The organism is Halalkalibacter oceani (genome assembly GCF_040544555.1).
Classification (GTDB): domain Bacteria; phylum Bacillota; class Bacilli; order Bacillales; family Bacillaceae_D; genus Halalkalibacter; species Halalkalibacter oceani.
This window is the reverse complement of the sequence record NZ_JBEPKD010000015.1, coordinates 1-16159: the sequence shown is the minus strand read 5'-3', so window position 1 is coordinate 16159 and position 16159 is coordinate 1. Positions and strand designations below refer to the sequence as shown.

At 47.6% G+C, this 16159-nt stretch carries 14 protein-coding genes and 1 riboswitch; of the genes, 9 read left to right on the top strand and 5 right to left on the bottom strand.

Going from position 1 to position 16159, the window contains the following annotated elements:
• Positions 1 to 124: 124 nt before the first annotated feature.
• Positions 125 to 370 carry a DUF2626 domain-containing protein gene (locus ABMB67_RS15235; protein WP_251195693.1) on the top strand — a complete coding sequence of 82 codons (246 nt, stop codon included), beginning with the start codon at positions 125 to 127 and terminating at the stop codon, positions 368 to 370.
• A 331-nt stretch (positions 371 to 701) separates the two neighbouring features.
• On the opposite strand, the gene ABMB67_RS15230 is transcribed toward ABMB67_RS15235, so the two are convergent.
• Positions 702 to 1337: an MBL fold metallo-hydrolase gene (locus tag ABMB67_RS15230; RefSeq protein WP_251224026.1), complete on the bottom strand. Its 636-nt coding sequence runs from the start codon at positions 1335 to 1337 to the stop codon at positions 702 to 704.
• Between the two features lie 222 nt (positions 1338 to 1559).
• Here ABMB67_RS15230 and ABMB67_RS15225 point away from each other — a divergent pair, with 222 nt between their 5' ends.
• A complete protein-coding gene (locus ABMB67_RS15225) occupies positions 1560 to 1748 on the top strand; it encodes a DUF2759 domain-containing protein (RefSeq protein ID WP_251224025.1) in 189 nt (62 codons plus the stop codon).
• A gap of 38 nt (positions 1749 to 1786) precedes the next feature.
• Here ABMB67_RS15225 and ABMB67_RS15220 read toward each other — a convergent pair whose 3' ends face one another.
• Both ABMB67_RS15220 and ABMB67_RS15215 read right to left on the bottom strand, forming a co-directional pair.
• Entirely contained in the window at positions 1787 to 2599 is an 813-nt protein-coding gene (locus ABMB67_RS15220) for a YqhG family protein (protein ID WP_354572578.1), read from the bottom strand.
• The gene (locus ABMB67_RS15215) at positions 2577 to 4253 is read right to left on the bottom strand and encodes a DEAD/DEAH box helicase (protein WP_251224023.1); all 1677 of its coding nucleotides are present in this window, start codon (positions 4251 to 4253) and stop codon (positions 2577 to 2579) included. The genes ABMB67_RS15220 and ABMB67_RS15215 overlap by 23 nt, the downstream gene beginning before the upstream one ends.
• Positions 4254 to 4452: 199 nt before the next feature.
• Positions 4453 to 4557: riboswitch (glycine riboswitch) on the top strand.
• 182 nt (positions 4558 to 4739) lie between these two features.
• Here ABMB67_RS15215 and gcvT point away from each other — a divergent pair.
• Genes gcvT through gcvPB form a run of 3 tightly spaced genes read left to right on the top strand, consistent with a single transcriptional unit; the run spans position 4740 to position 8706 of the window.
• The gene (gcvT, locus tag ABMB67_RS15210; protein ID WP_251224022.1) at positions 4740 to 5840 is read left to right on the top strand and encodes a glycine cleavage system aminomethyltransferase GcvT; all 1101 of its coding nucleotides are present in this window, start codon (positions 4740 to 4742) and stop codon (positions 5838 to 5840) included.
• 59 nt (positions 5841 to 5899) lie between these two features.
• On the top strand, positions 5900 to 7240 hold the full coding sequence (gene gcvPA / locus ABMB67_RS15205; RefSeq protein WP_354572577.1) for an aminomethyl-transferring glycine dehydrogenase subunit GcvPA: 1341 nt from the start codon (positions 5900 to 5902) through the stop codon (positions 7238 to 7240).
• Positions 7240 to 8706 (top strand): aminomethyl-transferring glycine dehydrogenase subunit GcvPB, encoded by a 1467-nt coding sequence (gene gcvPB / locus ABMB67_RS15200; protein WP_354572576.1) that lies wholly within the window; start codon positions 7240 to 7242, stop codon positions 8704 to 8706. Before gcvPA ends, gcvPB begins: the two co-directional genes overlap by 1 nt.
• Positions 8707 to 8789: 83 nt before the next feature.
• Here gcvPB and ABMB67_RS15195 read toward each other — a convergent pair whose 3' ends face one another.
• Positions 8790 to 9164, bottom strand: coding sequence for a rhodanese-like domain-containing protein (locus ABMB67_RS15195; RefSeq protein ID WP_354572575.1), 375 nt, complete (start codon positions 9162 to 9164; stop codon positions 8790 to 8792).
• Between the two features lie 206 nt (positions 9165 to 9370).
• Between ABMB67_RS15195 and ABMB67_RS15190 the strand changes: the two genes are divergently transcribed.
• Positions 9371 to 10207, top strand: a complete 837-nt coding sequence (locus ABMB67_RS15190; RefSeq protein WP_354572661.1) for a lipoate--protein ligase family protein — start codon at positions 9371 to 9373, stop codon at positions 10205 to 10207.
• Between the two features lie 196 nt (positions 10208 to 10403).
• Here ABMB67_RS15190 and dat read toward each other — a convergent pair whose 3' ends face one another.
• A complete protein-coding gene (gene dat, locus ABMB67_RS15185; protein ID WP_251224017.1) occupies positions 10404 to 11243 on the bottom strand; it encodes a D-amino-acid transaminase in 840 nt (279 codons plus the stop codon).
• A gap of 401 nt (positions 11244 to 11644) precedes the next feature.
• On the opposite strand from dat, the gene ABMB67_RS15180 reads away from it, so the two are divergent.
• The 3 genes from ABMB67_RS15180 to ABMB67_RS15170 all read left to right on the top strand — a co-directional run.
• Positions 11645 to 14203 (top strand): vitamin B12-dependent ribonucleotide reductase, encoded by a 2559-nt coding sequence (locus ABMB67_RS15180; protein ID WP_354572574.1) that lies wholly within the window; start codon positions 11645 to 11647, stop codon positions 14201 to 14203.
• 277 nt (positions 14204 to 14480) lie between these two features.
• Complete coding sequence (gene mntR / locus ABMB67_RS15175) at positions 14481 to 14903, top strand: transcriptional regulator MntR (protein ID WP_251224015.1); 423 nt, start codon at positions 14481 to 14483, stop codon at positions 14901 to 14903.
• Positions 14904 to 15352: 449 nt separating this feature from the next.
• The coding region (locus ABMB67_RS15170; RefSeq protein WP_354572573.1) for an IS110 family transposase at positions 15353 to 16159 on the top strand (807 nt) is incomplete at its 3' end.

Genomic DNA, 16159 nt, shown 5'->3' with positions numbered 1-16159 from the left:
CGGTTCTGGCATTTACAAGTGAAGGAACAGTCGTATATAATAAAAGCTGTACTAATCATTTGCTATCCTAAGCCGTTACTTCCACTGGAAGACAGTAGCTTTTGCAAGAAGGAGGGGAACTCAAATGGATCGTATGTTTCGCGTTTTAGCGTTTTGGACAGGGATCTTTGCTGTCTTGTTCTTTGCCGGGGATATGTTTAATATGTCATTGCTTTTCTTTGCTCAAACAGGAGCGTTATTGGCACTGAGTTATTTAAACTTGTCTGAGCGTGTCTATGTCTATATTTTCGGCGCCTATTTGACGATTTTCTTTGTAGGCTTCACTTACTACTCAACATTCTTGTTAGTACCAAGCTTCGGCGGACATTAAAATAAGGTACATAAGCACATAAAAGAGACTGACATCTGTCAGTCTCTTTTATGTGGCGCGACTTGCAAAAGGCTTTTTTTCCCTTTTGAGAAGGCCCTTCTTATTAGTTGGTTATTACTATTGACATAGTGATAAACTCTTTATAAAATAAAAGACATTGATAGCTCTTTAACATTGATTGGGAGTCCCCCTCCCCCTCATTGTTCATGCATCAATAAGATTTACTCCCCTTGAGGTCTCCAGCTAGTGGAGACCTTTTTTTGCGAGAAGGAAGAGCTTGAGACAAAACGAAATCATGTCCCTTGCCACAAGCTTGCTTCCCTGTTGTTCTTTAGAAGCCGGAGAGAAAAGGGTTGCTGTCCATTTCCTGTCCGATTGTTGTCGTCGAACCATGCCCGCACGCAACAACGGTATTTTCCGGAAGCTCCAGCAGCTTGTCATGAATGCTTTGCAGCAGCTGGGAGTGATTTCCGCCCGGTAAGTCGGTGCGGCCGATGCTGCCAGCAAACAAGGCATCTCCGGAATAGACAATTTCCGCTTCCTCCTGATAGTAGGAGACACTGCCAGGGGAGTGGCCCGGTGTTTCAAGAATTGAGAATTGAAATGGTCCAATTGTTAACTGTTCTTCTTTATCGATCAGTTTTTCGGCGGCCTTTGCTACAATCGGTTCATTTCCCGTAAAGCGGGCAGAGCCGTTTTTGGCCGGGTCCAGAAGCCAGTCCTTTTCAGCGATGTGAAGATAAACAGGACAAGCGAATGTTTCCCTGACGGCGTCGACGGCGCCAATATGATCAAAATGGGCATGGGTTAGTAAAATCGCCAATGGAGTTAATTCCTGATTTTGTAGCCACTTTACAAGCTCATCTCCTTGTGAGCCGGGGTCGATGACAACAGCTTCCTTTTTTTCATTTTCAATAATATAGGCATTCGTTTGCAGGGGACCGAGTGGAATTTGTGTCCATTTCATTAAAAAACCTCCAAGCAAAATAAGATAGCCTAATGATACAACACGAAATCGTTCTCGACAAACGTTAAAAAAGAGAGTAAAATGAAACCAAAATGCCCAACCTATAGAGTGAGAAGAAATGTACCAGCATTGTCAAAATGATAAGCTGCCATGATCCTCAATTTTGTTTATAATAAGACTGTTAAGCTGGGTGCAGAAATTACATAAGGAGGCGAAGTCAAGATGTTCTTATCCATTACACTATTACTTGTCGCGATCTTGAGTGCGATTGGAATCGCGCGTGAGCTTCGTAGAAAGAACTTTTTTGCTGTTGGGTTTGCAGCGATTTCGTTCGTTGTCTTTGGAGCCTTTTCAATTGCTACAATTGTATCCATTCTAACGACTGGTGGAGGCGCACCAACAGGACATTAATTTGAAAGAGGGTGTTCCCGAATATGGGACACCCTCTTTTATTTGTTGGAATGCGCCTCGAACACCTGCTGCTGCAAATAAAACATTCCCCCATTGATGATCGAAACATGAATTTGCGGTTCATATTGCTCGATTAATGCCTGTTTTTCCACCTCGTAGCTTTCCGGTTTTTCCGTCTGGCCTTCATAAAAGCTTTCAAGCAGCGCCAAGTCATTTTCCATCCGTGCGATTGCTTCCTTGGCCCATGAGTCATCTTCATTTTCGGCGTAAGTCCGCACCATTTTCTGCATTCGAATCAAGCCGCTTTGGACTTTAATCAGCGGAGTTAAAGTAAAGCAAAAATCCGGTATTTTCGGTGTCAAGTTTTTCTGTGAGACACGATCAAAAAAGTTCTGGACAATTTGCCCGTGAATCAGATTCAGACCGAGGGAAAGCAGGACGTCTTTCTTGCGGTCACACTGAAAGGATACTTTGGCATTGAGGCAGAGCCATGGATGGAGGGGAATCGATGACTGCCCTGTAGCCTGAACCTGTTCGTAAAGCCGGATAAAGCCGCCGAGCTCACGCGTTGAATGAAATAGCTGGCGAAGCCGCGGCGAACCGAAATGGATTTGCTCTCCCTTGATTCCTTCGGGCGCCGCATGCTGATCGGTAATAAACGTCACTTGCATCGGCTGCGGGACTCCGCCTGTTTTTTCAAGGTAATGCCAGTAAAAAGGCCGGTTCATTAGAAGCTTGTCCAGTTCAATCGAAAGCTGGACGGTCAGATGGCCGGGACCGTTCTCAAGGATCGGACTGTCATTTGCCGAAAAGTACCTCTGCAAAAAATTATGAACCTGAGCCTGTTGCATCGATGTTCTCCTCCTTATCGCGCGCTTCACTTGCCGCTTCGTTCATGATTGCTGCCAAATGATCAAATTTGATCCGCATCTCTCCCTCCGATTCGGATTCGAGCAAAATTTCCTGTACATGCTCTTCGATGCCTGAAAACTCAAGATTGGTCAAAATGTCATCAAGCTCGCCGACGACCGCTTCGAATAAGTGGATTTTCTCATATAATAACGTCAAAATATGCTGCTCGACCGTATCTTCGACAGCGAAATTGTAAATATGAACATCGTTTTTCTGACCGAGGCGGTGAATCCGTCCGATCCGCTGCTCAATCCGCATCGGATTCCAGGGCAGGTCATAATTGATAATATGGCTGCAAAATTGCAGGTTAATCCCTTCACCGCCTGCTTCCGTGGCGATCAGCACCTGGGCGTGATTGCTGAAGAGCTCGCGCATCCAATCCTTTTTCCCACGTTTAAACCCACCGCGAAACGGAACGGAGGAAATACCATTCTGCTTCAGGAACCATTGTAAATAAAGCTGAGTGGCGCGGTATTCCGTGAAAATGATTACTTTGTCGTTAATGTTTTGAATCAGCTCAAGTGCTTTTTCAGCTTTGGCATGTCCGGTTACATGCTGAATATTGGCGAGCAGTGCTTCGGCCCGGGGCGCGGTTCGTCCTTCTTTATGAGCACGTTCGACGATGTTTTTCAACGTCATAAACGCCGCTTCCCTGCTGCTGCACAGCTCCCGTTTCAAGGTGAGCAGCGCAAAGTGGTTCGAGTCATCCCCGAGCTGTTCAATCTCTTCATAAAAGGCGCGCTCGCTTTCGCTGAACGTGATCGGCACGGTTTCAACGATGCGCTTCGTCCAGGTAATTCCTGTTTCAGCCCGCCGGTTGCGCACCATCACTTTATTGATCAGCTCCTTTAATTTTTCCTGGTTTTTCGGGGAGCGCTTGGAGGAACGGTATTCCTTTTCGAATGACTGAATATCACCTAAATGACCAGGCTTCAATAAAGAGACGAGATTAAAGATTTCCTCGAGCTTATTTTGCACGGGCGTTGCGGTTAACAGCAGGCAAAACTTCTTTTTTAACAGGCGGATGAATTCATAGTTTTTTGTTTTTGGATTTTTGAGCTTATGCGCTTCGTCAATAATGACGAGATCATAGGGCTGCGCCAGCACGAGATCGCGGTGAGGCTGACGCTTGGCTGTATCAATTGAGGCGACGACAACGTCACACTGCTCCCATACATATGTTTTTTTTTGCGGAATCGCCGGAATGTGGAACTTTGTGTTTAATTCAATCGCCCATTGCGAGACGAGGGAAGCAGGGACAAGAATAAGCACCTTTTTGACGAGGCCGCGAATCATGTATTCTTTTAAAATCAAGCCGGCTTCAATCGTTTTCCCGAGACCGACCTCATCGGCGAGGATCGCTTTGCCGTTCATCTGCTCGATAACAGTGTTGGCGACCTCGATTTGATGGGGAAAAGGACTAAGCTTCGGTAAGTATTTAGGCGCAAGAAGGCCATGAAAATCAGGAATGGCCTGATGGATTTCCGCCTCGTAAGCTAAGGTGAAAAGCTCCCAATTCGACCACGGGCCATCCTGATGTAATCGTTCAAGAAATTCATTATTCCAAGTTTGATCAAAATGGATATTGACCATTGCTGATCCTCCTTCCTTTTGAATAAAATCCGAATGTAACAGCATCATGCTAAATAAATATATGAATTTTAGAAATATGTTATTGCATAAGGGAACGGATCTTGATAGGATATTACTATAAATTCCGAACAAAGTTGTTTATCTTGATTCCTGCTTCTTAGTATGTACCAATTGCAGGAAATCATTCTATCATTGGCGGATGAGAATAAGGGGAGAGACTGCGGATGGATGGCAGCGCCGAAGGAGCAAGCGCCAGCATAGCTGGATGTGTGAATCTCTCAGGCAAAAAGACTCTTATTTGACGCAGCTCTGGAGAGTGCTCAATTGAGCCACCTACGAAGACACTTTATTTGCGGATAAAGGAAACTTTCTGGTTACAGGACAGAGTTATACACGTTTATTTTCGTGTATAACTCTGTCCTTTTTTTGTACCTGTCGTATAAGAAAAGCCGCTGCGCGGTTTTCGACATTTAAGGAGGGTGAAACATGACAAAGGGAAAACGAACACCGTTATTTACGCAATATGAAAAAAGCGGGGCAAAGACGATTGATTTTGGCGGCTGGGAGCTTCCGGTGCATTTTTCGAGTATAAAAGAGGAGCACGAAGCCGTTAGAAACCGCGCTGGTTTATTCGACGTCTCGCATATGGGCGAGGTCGAAGTGAAAGGCGAGCAGGCGTTGTCCTATTTGCAACATCTCGTCACAAATGATGTCGCAAAGCTGAAGGACGGCCAGGCGCAGTATACGGCGATGTGCTATGAGGACGGTGGGACCGTCGATGATTTGCTGATCTACCGCAAAGCAGAGGATGATTTTTTGCTTGTCATTAATGCGGCGAACATCGAGAAGGATGTTGAATGGATGCGGCGTCATAAGCGTGAAGGTGTGACGATTACCAATGTTTCGGAGGAAATGGCCCAGCTCGCGCTCCAGGGACCGCTTGCGGAGCGGATTTTACAGCGTCTTGCAAAGGATGATCTTTCGGCGATTCGCTTTTTCCACTTTGCCGACGGGCTTGATGTCGCCGGTGTAAAGGCACTCGTTTCGCGCACAGGTTACACGGGCGAGGACGGCTTTGAGCTGTATTGCGCTGCCGGCGATGCGGCTGCTCTTTGGGAGAACATTCTCGAAGCCGGAAAGGATGACGGCTTAGTACCATGTGGCCTTGGGGCACGCGATACGCTGCGCTTTGAAGCGCGCCTGCCATTGTACGGCCAGGAGCTGAGTGAGCAGATCAGCCCGCTTGAAGCCGGAATCGGCTTTGCGGTAAAGCTGAAGAAAGAAGCTGATTTTATCGGCAAGGCGGCGCTGACTAAGCAGAAGGAAGAAGGACTGCGGCGAAAGCTTGTCGGTCTTGAAATGCTTGAAAAAGGCATTCCTCGTACTGGATACGAAGTGTTTGCCGCTGACAAGCAGATCGGCTTTGTCACAACAGGAACGCAGTCACCGAGCCTGCAAAAAAACATTGGTCTGGCGCTGCTTGATCATGCTTACACCGAGCTTGGTACGGAAGTGACCGTTCAAATTAGAAAAAAACGTCTGAAAGCGCAAGTGATCTCAACGCCGTTTTATAAGAAAAAGGACTAACCGGCGCCGGAAATGAATTCAGCCGATATGTTGATTACAAAGTATGAGGAGGAACAAGGATGAACCACCGTTATTTGCCGATGACAGCCGCTGATGAGCAAGCGATGCTTGAAACGATTGGCGTTCAGTCGATTGAAGAACTATTTTCAGATATTCCCGCTTCGATTCGTTTTAAAGGAAAGCTGAACGTGAAGGAAGCATTAAAGGAACCGGAGCTTTTGCACTATTTTGACAAGCTGGCACAAAAAAATGTCTCATTGAAGCAGTATCCATCATTTTTAGGGGCCGGCGTCTATCAGCATTACATCCCGTCGATTGTCGATCACGTCATCTCCCGGTCAGAGTTTTACACGGCATATACCCCGTATCAGCCGGAGATTTCGCAGGGAGAGCTGCAAGCGATCTTTGAATTTCAAACGATGATTTGTGAGCTGACAGGGATGGACCTTGCCAATTCGTCGATGTACGATGGTCCGACGGCGCTGGCGGAAGCGGCGATGCTCAGCGCCGGTCATACGAAAAAGAAAACGATTCTCGTCTCAAAAACGGTTCATCCAGAAGCGAGGGCGGTGCTGCAAACGAACGCGACCGGCCAGCGCTTGAATGTTATCGAAATAGAGGCGAAGAACGGCGTGACCGACCTTGAGCAGCTAAAGGAAGCGTACGGGGATGACACGGCATGTGTCGTCGTTCAGCATCCGAATTTCTTCGGCGTGCTCGAGCCGCTTGCCGAGCTTGAAGCGATCACTCACCAGCAGAAAGCTCTTCTTGTCGTCTCAAGCAACCCGCTTTCGTTAGGAATCCTCGCTCCGCCGGGGCAATTCGGCGCTGATATTGTCGTCGGCGATGCCCAGCCGTTCGGAATTGCGCCGCAGTTTGGCGGTCCGCACTGCGGCTTCTTCGCCACGACGAAGCAGCTGATGCGGAAGGTGCCGGGGCGGCTCGTCGGTCAGACGCAGGATGAGCATGGCCAGCGCGGCTTTGTGCTGACGCTGCAGGCGCGCGAGCAGCATATCCGGCGGGAAAAGGCGACGTCGAATATTTGCTCCAATCAGGCATTAAATGCCCTTGCGGCGTCTGTCGCGATGGCGGCGCTCGGGAAAAAAGGTGTTCGTGAAATGGCTTATCAAAATGTGCAAAAGGCAGCCTACGCGCGAGCGCAGCTTAAAAAGCATGGCGTGAAGCTTGCTTTTGCCCAGCCGAGCTTCAATGAATTTGTCATCGAAGTGAACACTCCTGTGAAAGAAGTGAATGAAAAGCTGTTTGAAAAAGGAATCATCGGCGGCTATGATCTTGCTCAGAATTATCCGGAATTAGCCGGTCATATGCTGGTTGCTGTTACAGAAGTGCGGACAAAAGCGGAAATTGAAGCATTTGCACAAGAAATGGGGGCATTATAATGAAGCGAAAGGATCAGCCATTACTTTTTGAAAGAAGCAAGCCTGGACGAATCGGTCACAGTCTGCCTGATCTTGATGTACCGGAACAGCCGCTTGCGGACTTGCTGCCAAGGGACTATCTTCGCACGGAAGAACCGGAGCTGCCGGAAGTGTCTGAGCTGGAAATCATGCGGCATTACACCGCCTTATCGAAGCGAAATCACGGTGTTGACTCGGGCTTTTATCCGCTTGGGTCATGTACGATGAAATATAATCCGAAGGTCAATGAGGATGTCGCCCGGATCGAGGGACTGGCTCACGTTCATCCGTATCAGCCGGCACATCAAGTTCAGGGCTCACTTGAGCTGTTGTTTGAACTGCAAACCGCACTTGAGGAAATTACCGGCATGGATCAGGTCACGCTTCAGCCGGCTGCCGGTGCTCATGGAGAGTGGACCGGGCTGATGATGATTCGTGCTTTTCACGAGGCGAACGGTGATTTTGAACGGACGAAGGTCATTGTACCTGACTCGGCTCACGGGACGAATCCGGCTTCGGCGACGGTCGCCGGCTTTGAATCTGTCACTGTCCGGACGGACGAGAACGGTCTCGTCGACCTGGAGCATTTGCGGGAAGTGACAGGCGCCGATACGGCAGCTTTAATGCTGACCAATCCGAATACGCTTGGGCTGTTTGAAACCTATATTGAAGAAATGGCGGCGATCATTCATGGCGCCGGTGGAAAGCTTTATTATGACGGGGCGAATTCTAACGCGATTCTCGGGATTACCCGTCCGGGAGACATGGGCTTTGACGTCGTTCATTTAAACCTTCATAAAACGTTCACAGGTCCGCACGGCGGCGGCGGTCCGGGCTCTGGTCCAGTCGGCGTCAAAAAGGATTTGATCCCGTTTTTGCCGAAGCCGCTGATCGTAAAACGCGGTGATGCGTTCGCGCTTGATTATGACCGGCCGCAATCGATTGGCCGGGTGAAGCCGTACTATGGCAATTACGGCATTAACGTCCGCGCCTACACCTACATCCGGACGATGGGGCCGGAGGGTCTGCGGAAGGTGTCTGAATATGCCGTCTTAAATGCCAACTATATGATGCGACGGTTAGAACCGTATTATGACCTTCCTTATCCGCAGCATTGCAAGCATGAATTTGTCCTGTCAGGAAAGCGCCAGAAAAAGCTGGGCGTCAGAACGTTGGATATTGCGAAGCGGCTGCTTGACTTTGGCTATCATCCACCAACGATTTATTTCCCGCTTAATGTGGAAGAGTGCATTATGATTGAGCCAACGGAAACGGAAGCGAAGGAAACGCTTGACGAATTTATTGAGGCCATGATCCAAATCGCCAAAGAAACAGAAGAAAGTCCTGAGATTGTCCAGGAGGCTCCGCATGAAACGGTCATCTCCCGCCTCGATGAAACGACAGCGGCGCGAAAGCCGATCCTACGCTATGAAGCGGCGGCCAGGTAAAGCGGGGAGTAACACGTAACGGAAATGAACAAGAAAAGGAGATGGCTCAAAAGGCTGAAAAAAGACCTTCTGAGACATCTCCTTTATTTTTTCTTGATTTTGCCTGTCCATTTTTTGAAGCCGCCTTTTAGCTGATAAAGGTCTTCAACGCCGCGTTTCTTTTTCAGAATTTGGGCGGCCTGCTGGCTTCTTGCCCCTGATTGGCAATACAAATAAACAGGCTGGTCGGTGCGGACCTCGTTCATTCGCTGCTTGAGCTGGGACATCGGGATATTTCTTGCTCCAAGTATATGACCGCCCTCATATTCCCGTGGTTCGCGGACATCAATTAATTGGGCTTTGCGGTACCCTTTAATGAATTCCTCTTGCGTCAGGGTTTTTAAATATTTGGGTTTGACAAAACGCCGGAAAAGCAGGGCGGCTAAAAACCCTAAAAGAATCAACCATAAAATTTCCAATTTCTCTCTACACCCCTTTACTTGTTTTCCATGTTGCTAGAAAAAAGCGGCTAACCATCAGCTTTCTCTCGGTCGGTTTTTCCTTTGTTCATTATAATGGGGATAAGCTATTTCTGCAATCAATAGTATAGAGGCAAGCTGCTTGGCGATGACGGCTGTCTTTGTTAAAATGATGAAGTTGACATTCAGATGGAAAGAAGCGATGCATAATGAAGGAAGTATGGCGTTTTATTGACTCGGGCGCATGTTCACCGGCGTACAATATGGCTTTGGACGAAGCATTGCTGACATGGCATAGCGAAGGGCGGATTCCGCCGACGATCCGCTTTTACGGCTGGGATCCGGCGACGTTATCGATCGGCTATTTTCAGAAGGTGGAAAAGGAAATCCATTTAGATAAAGTTCGCGAGTACGGACTCGGCTTTGTCCGCAGACCGACAGGAGGCCGCGCTGTACTCCACGATCAGGAGCTTACATACAGTGTGATCGTCTCAGAGGAGCACCCGGATATGCCGGCGACGGTCACAGAAGCGTACCGAGTTATTTCACAAGGGATATTGGAAGGCTTTACCGATGTCGGGCTTGAGGCCTATTTTTCCATTCCGCGGACGGAAGAGGAACTGAGCTCGTTGAAAAACCCGCGCTCGGCGGTTTGCTTTGATGCGCCGTCATGGTATGAGCTCGTTGTGGAAGGACGGAAAGTGGCAGGCAGCGCGCAAACGAGGCAGAAAGGTGTCATTTTGCAGCACGGCTCGATCATTTTAGATATTGATGAGGATAAACTGTTTGATCTTTTCAAATATCCGAGCGAGCGGGTCCGGGAAAGAATGCAGCGGAACTTCCGCAATAAAGCGGTGGCGATTAATGCGCTGCGCAGTGAGCCGTTGACGATGGAAGAAGCGAAGCAGGCTTTTCGAAAAGGCTTTGAGAAAGGATTAAATATTACGCTTGAACCTTATACGTTATCGAAGGAAGAGGATGAGGAAGTCAGACAAATTGCGCGCAACCGCTATGAAACAGATGAATGGAATTTCAGAAAGTGAAGGAGGCTGGGACAAAAGGTTGTTTTTTTACCTTTTGCCCAGTCTCTAAGCAATGAGCGGAACCGCCACGATCTTTTAAAGCCCGTTGTGAGTGGGTTTCTCACAACGGGCTTGTGGCGTGTGAAGCCATTGCCAGTAGGCCCAAAGCTAGTTTTGTCTCAAGCTCCTTCTTCTAAGGCTTTTGGCGCATTTCTTACTATTTTTGCGGCAGGAGCTGGCGGAATTTCTCCTGCAGGTCTTTTGTTACGGGTCCTGGTACATAGGACGTGCTCAGCTGGCCTTTGATTTGGCTGATCGCGGCGATTTCCATTGTTGTACTTGTTAAAAATGCCTCGTCGGCATGCTCAAGCACGTCAACCGGAAACGGTTCCTCAACAACTTCATAACCATTTTGTTTGGCAAGATCGATCACGACCTGGCGCGTGATGCCGTTTAAGATCAGGTTGGTCGCCGGGTGGGTATAGAGAACCTTGTCCTTCACGAGAAAGAGATTAGAGGAAGAGCCTTCGGTGATAAAACCGTCACGCTGCATGATCGCTTCCTGGCATTGCTGATCAGCGGCCTCCTTTTTGGCGATAATATTCCCAAGGAGGTTGATCGTTTTTATATCACAGCGAAGCCAGCGAATATCGTCCGTAAGCCAGACATGGACCGCTGCGCTTGGAGCAGCCGCTTTTTTTGGCAACGGCTGGGTAAAGGCGGTAAGAACCGGCTTGCAATTTTTGGTATAAAGATGATTTCGTGGTTCTATGCCCCGGGTCACCTGTAAGTAAACAAGGCCATTAACGAGCTCGTTGGCCGCGATTAGTTTATCGAGCAGGTCAATCAGTTCCTGTCCGGAATAGGGCAGTGTCATATCAATTTTCGCGCTGCTTTCTTCCAGACGGTTAAGATGTGCTTCCTTGGCAAAGGGCACGCCTTCATACACGCGGATCACTTCATAAATCCCGTCACCGAAGTAATAGCCGCGGTCATCAATATGAAGATGTGCCGTTTCTTTCCGTACTAAATCAGCATTTTGCAGAATGTAAGTCATGTTTATTCCCCCATCTAAATCTGGATAACAACATATGAACATTAGAAAAAAATTTTGTCAATGCTTTTGCTGAAATTGGGCAATGAAGCGAACGACAGCCAGTTCGAAACCATCTTCATTCTGGCAAGAGACAAAATGGTTCAATTTAGCTCGAAAATATCGGTTTTTTTTTCGGAAACTCATTTTTGCTGCTCTTTTTATCCCTTTTCTCAGTTGACATTTTTCGCTTGGATTAAAATGATTACTATATATAGTGTGATTCATAAAAAAGGGAGTACAATATATTGAATAAGGGTAGAGATATGTGGTAAGCTTACCCATGATATAAAAAACAACAAGAAAAGACGCAATGAAATACTTAACAGGTAATGAATAGCGAATGAAAGAGGAGGAGAGGCGAAATGGCGATGACGATGTCGAACGCAATGCGTGTTAATGTTGCACGTTTAAATGAAGATATCGCCCAATTTGCGCAGGTGCATCCGATCACAGAGGATATGCATATTACAAAAAAAGGTGTGTCGAGATTGGTGATGCTCGATCGGTATACCTTTAAAGATACCGAGAAAAAGACACTCAAGGAAGGGGACTTCGTCGTATTGACGGTGAAGGCAGATCCTAAATTTCCGGCGAGAGGCTATGGCTTTGTGATTGAATTGGATCGCGCGCAAAATCAGGCAAAGGTTTTGGTCGATGAAGATTTCCGCGGCTCGCTTGAGGGCGAGGAAGCAGAAAGTGGAATCGTCGTTCGTTCTCTCGATACGATTGAGAAGCCGCTTGAGCTGTATTACGAACAAATTGCCAAGCGGAATGCAACAGGTTTGGCGTCGGTTGAAACGACTCCGGAAAAGCGCCAGGAAGCATTTGAGCAATTTTATGAGCAGCTTGTGGCGATGAACTTTATTCCGGCGGGAAGAGTGCTCTACGGGGCGGGGGCGGAAACGGATGTAACGTATTTTAACTGCTACGTGATGCCTTTCGTTCAAGATTCGCGTGAAGGGATTTCGGAACACCGCAAGCAGGTAATGGAAATTATGAGCCGCGGCGGCGGTGTCGGCACGAATGGCTCGACGCTTCGTCCACGCAATACGCTGGCAAGAGGAGTAAACGGGAAATCGTCAGGATCGGTTTCCTGGCTTGATGATATCGCCAAGCTGACGCATCTTGTCGAACAGGGTGGATCAAGACGCGGGGCGCAAATGATCATGCTCGCTGACTGGCATCCGGATGTGCTGGAGTTCATTATTTCCAAGATGCAAAATCCGCGGATTTTACGCTTTCTCCTTGAGCAGACAGCCGATGATCAAATCAAAAAGCTCGTAAAGGACAAGCTTGCTTTTACTCCGCTGACGCCGGTTGAAGAATCGATGTATCAGGGGATTGTCAATTATAAAACGATTGAGGGCCAGGGCGGCTTTGATCCGAAAGTGATTAAGGATGCCGAAGAAAAGCTGCGCATTGGCGGACATTATTCGGTCAACAATCCGGAGTTTCTGACCGGGGCGAATATTTCCGTCTGCTTGACGAAGGAATTTATGGAAGCTGTTGAGAAGGACGAGGAATATCAGCTTCGCTTCCCGGATGTTGAAAATTACGATGAGGCGGAGATGCGCGCCTATAATGAACTGTGGCATACGATCGGCGATGTCCGTGAATGGGAAGCGCGCGGCTATGCCGTTCGTACGTACCGGACGATTCGCGCGAAAGAATTATGGAACTTGATTAATATTTGTGCGACATATAGCGCGGAGCCGGGAATTTTCTTTATCGACAATGCAAATGACAAAACGAATGCGAAAGCGTACGGACAAAGCGTTGTTGCGACGAACCCTTGCGGCGAGCAGCCGCTTGCGCCTTACTCTGTTTGTAATCTCGCTGCGATCAACCTTGCCGAAATGGCCGATAAGAAGGCGAAGCGGATTGATTTTGCGAAATTGAAGCGCACTGTTGAAGTCGGCGTGCGGATGCAGGACAATGTCATTGACGCGACACCTTACTTCCTTGAGGAGAACACGAAGCAGGCGAAAGGAGAGCGTCGCGTCGGACTTGGCGTGATGGGGCTGCATGACCTGCTGATCTATTGTGAGACGGTCTATGGCTCAGAGGAAGGAAACAAGCTTGTCGATCAAGTATTTGAAACAATTGCAACAACCGCTTACCGGACAAGCATTGAGCTGGCGAAAGAAAAAGGCAGCTTCCCGTTCCTGGTAGGCAAGACGGAAGAAGAAACACAACAGCTGCGCCATGCTTTTATCAATACAGGCTACATGAAGGAAATGCCTGAGGATATTCGTCAGGGCGTGTTGGAGCACGGCATCCGCAATTCCCACCTCCTAACGGTTGCCCCGACAGGAAGTACGGGGACGATGGTTGGCGTCTCTACCGGTCTGGAGCCATATTTCTCCTTCTCCTATTTCCGCAGCGGCCGTCTCGGGAAATTCATCGAGGTGAAAGCGGAAATTGTCGAAGAGTATTTGAAGGCGAATCCGGATGCTGATCCGAATCATTTGCCAGAATGGTTCATCTCGACGATGGAACTGTCTCCGGAAGCTCACGCCGATGTTCAATGCATTATTCAGCGCTGGGTAGACAGCTCTTTATCGAAGACAGTCAACGCGCCAAGAGGCTATACGGTGGAACAGGTTCAGGCTGTTTATGAGCGTCTGTACCGCGGTGGCGCCAAAGGCGGAACGGTTTATGTTGATGGCAGCCGTGACGCGCAAGTGCTTTCCTTAAAAGCGGAGGATAACCGTTTTGATGAAGAGGAAGAAACTCCGGCTCCTGCGAAGGAGCAAAAGGTTGTTCTTGTTAATACGGTCGCTGATCTAAGATCAACGAATGTGACGATCGGTTCAGAGGTCGGCAATACATGCCCGGTCTGCCGTGAAGGTACGGTTGAAGACTTAGGCGGCTGCAATACGTGTACAAGCTGCGGCGCTCAGCTGAAGTGTGGACTATAAACGTAACATCAGGCCCGGGAAAAGGCTGGTTTTCACCTTTTCCCGGGCTTTTGTTTTGCAAGGTTTACAACATAGCCAGGGGCCAAGCTTCGTACATTGCTTCTAAGCAGGGCTAGCCGGCAAGGCAAGCGACAATCGTTAACGCAAAGATGGAATCGTTTTACATGAATTTCCACGGCGACATTGTCCTGCTCCTATAGTTTGTAGTAAAATAAAAATGCTTATGTATGAAGAAAACGCACGAGTACGATGAATGGCTGCAAAATGGAGGAGACTTATGCCAACACCTAGTATGGAAGATTATTTAGAACGCATTTATATTTTAATAGAGGAGAAGGGCTATGCCCGTGTCTCCGATATCGCCGAGGCATTAGAAGTCCATCCTTCATCGGTTACGAAAATGGTTCAGAAGCTTGATAAAAGTGATTATTTAATATATGAGCGGTACAGAGGCCTGATCCTGACAGCGAAAGGGAAGAAGGTCGGGAAAAGATTAGTCTACCGCCATGAGCTTCTTGAGGATTTCTTACGTTTGATCGGAGTGGATAACACTCATATTTACCGGGACGTCGAAGGGATTGAACATCATCTGAGCTGGGATGCGATTGACCGGATCGGTGATCTTGTCCAATACTTTCAGGAAAGTGAAGGACGGGTCAAGCAGCTGCGTGAAATTCAAAAAAGAAATGAAGACCATTAAAATAAGAGCTTGAGACAAAACTAGCTTTGGACCTACTTGTAATGGCTTCACACGCAAGAGTAATGGCTCCGCACGTTGCGTGCGCGCCTTACTTCGACAAACCCGCTCGCAGCAAGGCTTTCAAAATCAGGCAACGGTTCCGCTCATTACTTGGAGGCTGGGCAAAAGGTAAAAAAACCTTTTGCCCAGCCTTGTATATTAAGCACAAGAGGTTCGCTACCTCTAGTGCTTTTTTTAGTATAGTTTTCTATACTAAAAGCAACGCTGTGGATTAGTAGCCCAGCCTACAGTACTTTTTAGTAACTGGTTTTATAGAGAATCTAACCACAGCTCTTTGTTTAACTGTTAATGAGTTAGTTAACGCTAGACGTTTCATTTCCACAAGGATACAGGACAAGGAGTGCGTGGCTTGACAGCACAGCGTATTTTTTTAGAAAGAAGGGATTTCGATGATTTATGCAGGGATCGACGTAGCGAAACAGAAACATCAGGTGGCCATTCTTGATGAGGAAGGGAACGTCTATCAAGACAACTTGGCTATCCCCAATAATTATGCAGGATTTCAAACACTCCATGACATCCTTAGCCATCTTCAAACAGAGACAGCACAAGAATGCCAAGTCGCGATGGAAGATACAGGCCACTATTCTCTTCCCCTTCTCCAATTTTTAGAGAAGCATGGGTACTCCACTTATTGTTATAATCCTCTCTTAATCAAAGAATTTTCTAAGGCCCATACCTTGAGAAAAACAAAAACGGATAAAATGGATGCCTTAGTGATTGCCAAAAAGCTGATGGTGGATGGGGAAAAACGAGAAAAAAAACGAAACCAGATTTCTGTTGAACTGAAAGAATTAACACGGCATAGACGAAGACTTGGAAAACACCAATCTTTTCTAAAAACCCAATATACGCGGATACTGGAAAAAAGCTTCCCTGAGTTGGCGACATATGGGAAAGTCAGACATTCTGCTTATATGATAAAGATTCTAAAGAACTATCCAAGTCCAAAGAAAATCGCCGCAGCTCATTCAAAGACCCTTTCTTCCCTGCTAGGGGGAAATTCCAGCCAATTGTCGGCCTCTACCCTCCAACAACTAGCAAAGGAAAGCGTTGGCTACTGTTCTGAAGTGACAGAATTAGAATTAATTCAGACGATCGAACAGCTCGATTTGTATGAAAAGCAAATAAAAAAAGTCGATAAACGTATTCAGGAAATAATGGATATACTCGATTCGCCAATCGTAACCATTCCC

What these genes read in the sequence shown, in the direction of transcription:
- ABMB67_RS15235 (WP_251195693.1), top strand. Translation starts at nt 125, where the DNA reads ATGGATCGTATGTTTCGCGTTTTAGCGTTTTGGACAGGGATCTTTGCT.
- mntR (WP_251224015.1), top strand. Translation starts at nt 14,481, where the DNA reads ATGCCAACACCTAGTATGGAAGATTATTTAGAACGCATTTATATTTTA.
- ABMB67_RS15225 (WP_251224025.1), top strand. Translation starts at nt 1,560, where the DNA reads ATGTTCTTATCCATTACACTATTACTTGTCGCGATCTTGAGTGCGATT.
- ABMB67_RS15180 (WP_354572574.1), top strand. Translation starts at nt 11,645, where the DNA reads ATGGCGATGACGATGTCGAACGCAATGCGTGTTAATGTTGCACGTTTA.
- ABMB67_RS15220 (WP_354572578.1), bottom strand. Translation starts at nt 2,599, where the DNA reads ATGCAACAGGCTCAGGTTCATAATTTTTTGCAGAGGTACTTTTCGGCA.
- gcvPA (WP_354572577.1), top strand. Translation starts at nt 5,900, where the DNA reads ATGAACCACCGTTATTTGCCGATGACAGCCGCTGATGAGCAAGCGATG.
- gcvPB (WP_354572576.1), top strand. Translation starts at nt 7,240, where the DNA reads ATGAAGCGAAAGGATCAGCCATTACTTTTTGAAAGAAGCAAGCCTGGA.
- ABMB67_RS15230 (WP_251224026.1), bottom strand. Translation starts at nt 1,337, where the DNA reads ATGAAATGGACACAAATTCCACTCGGTCCCCTGCAAACGAATGCCTAT.
- ABMB67_RS15215 (WP_251224023.1), bottom strand. Translation starts at nt 4,253, where the DNA reads ATGGTCAATATCCATTTTGATCAAACTTGGAATAATGAATTTCTTGAA.
- dat (WP_251224017.1), bottom strand. Translation starts at nt 11,243, where the DNA reads ATGACTTACATTCTGCAAAATGCTGATTTAGTACGGAAAGAAACGGCA.
- gcvT (WP_251224022.1), top strand. Translation starts at nt 4,740, where the DNA reads ATGACAAAGGGAAAACGAACACCGTTATTTACGCAATATGAAAAAAGC.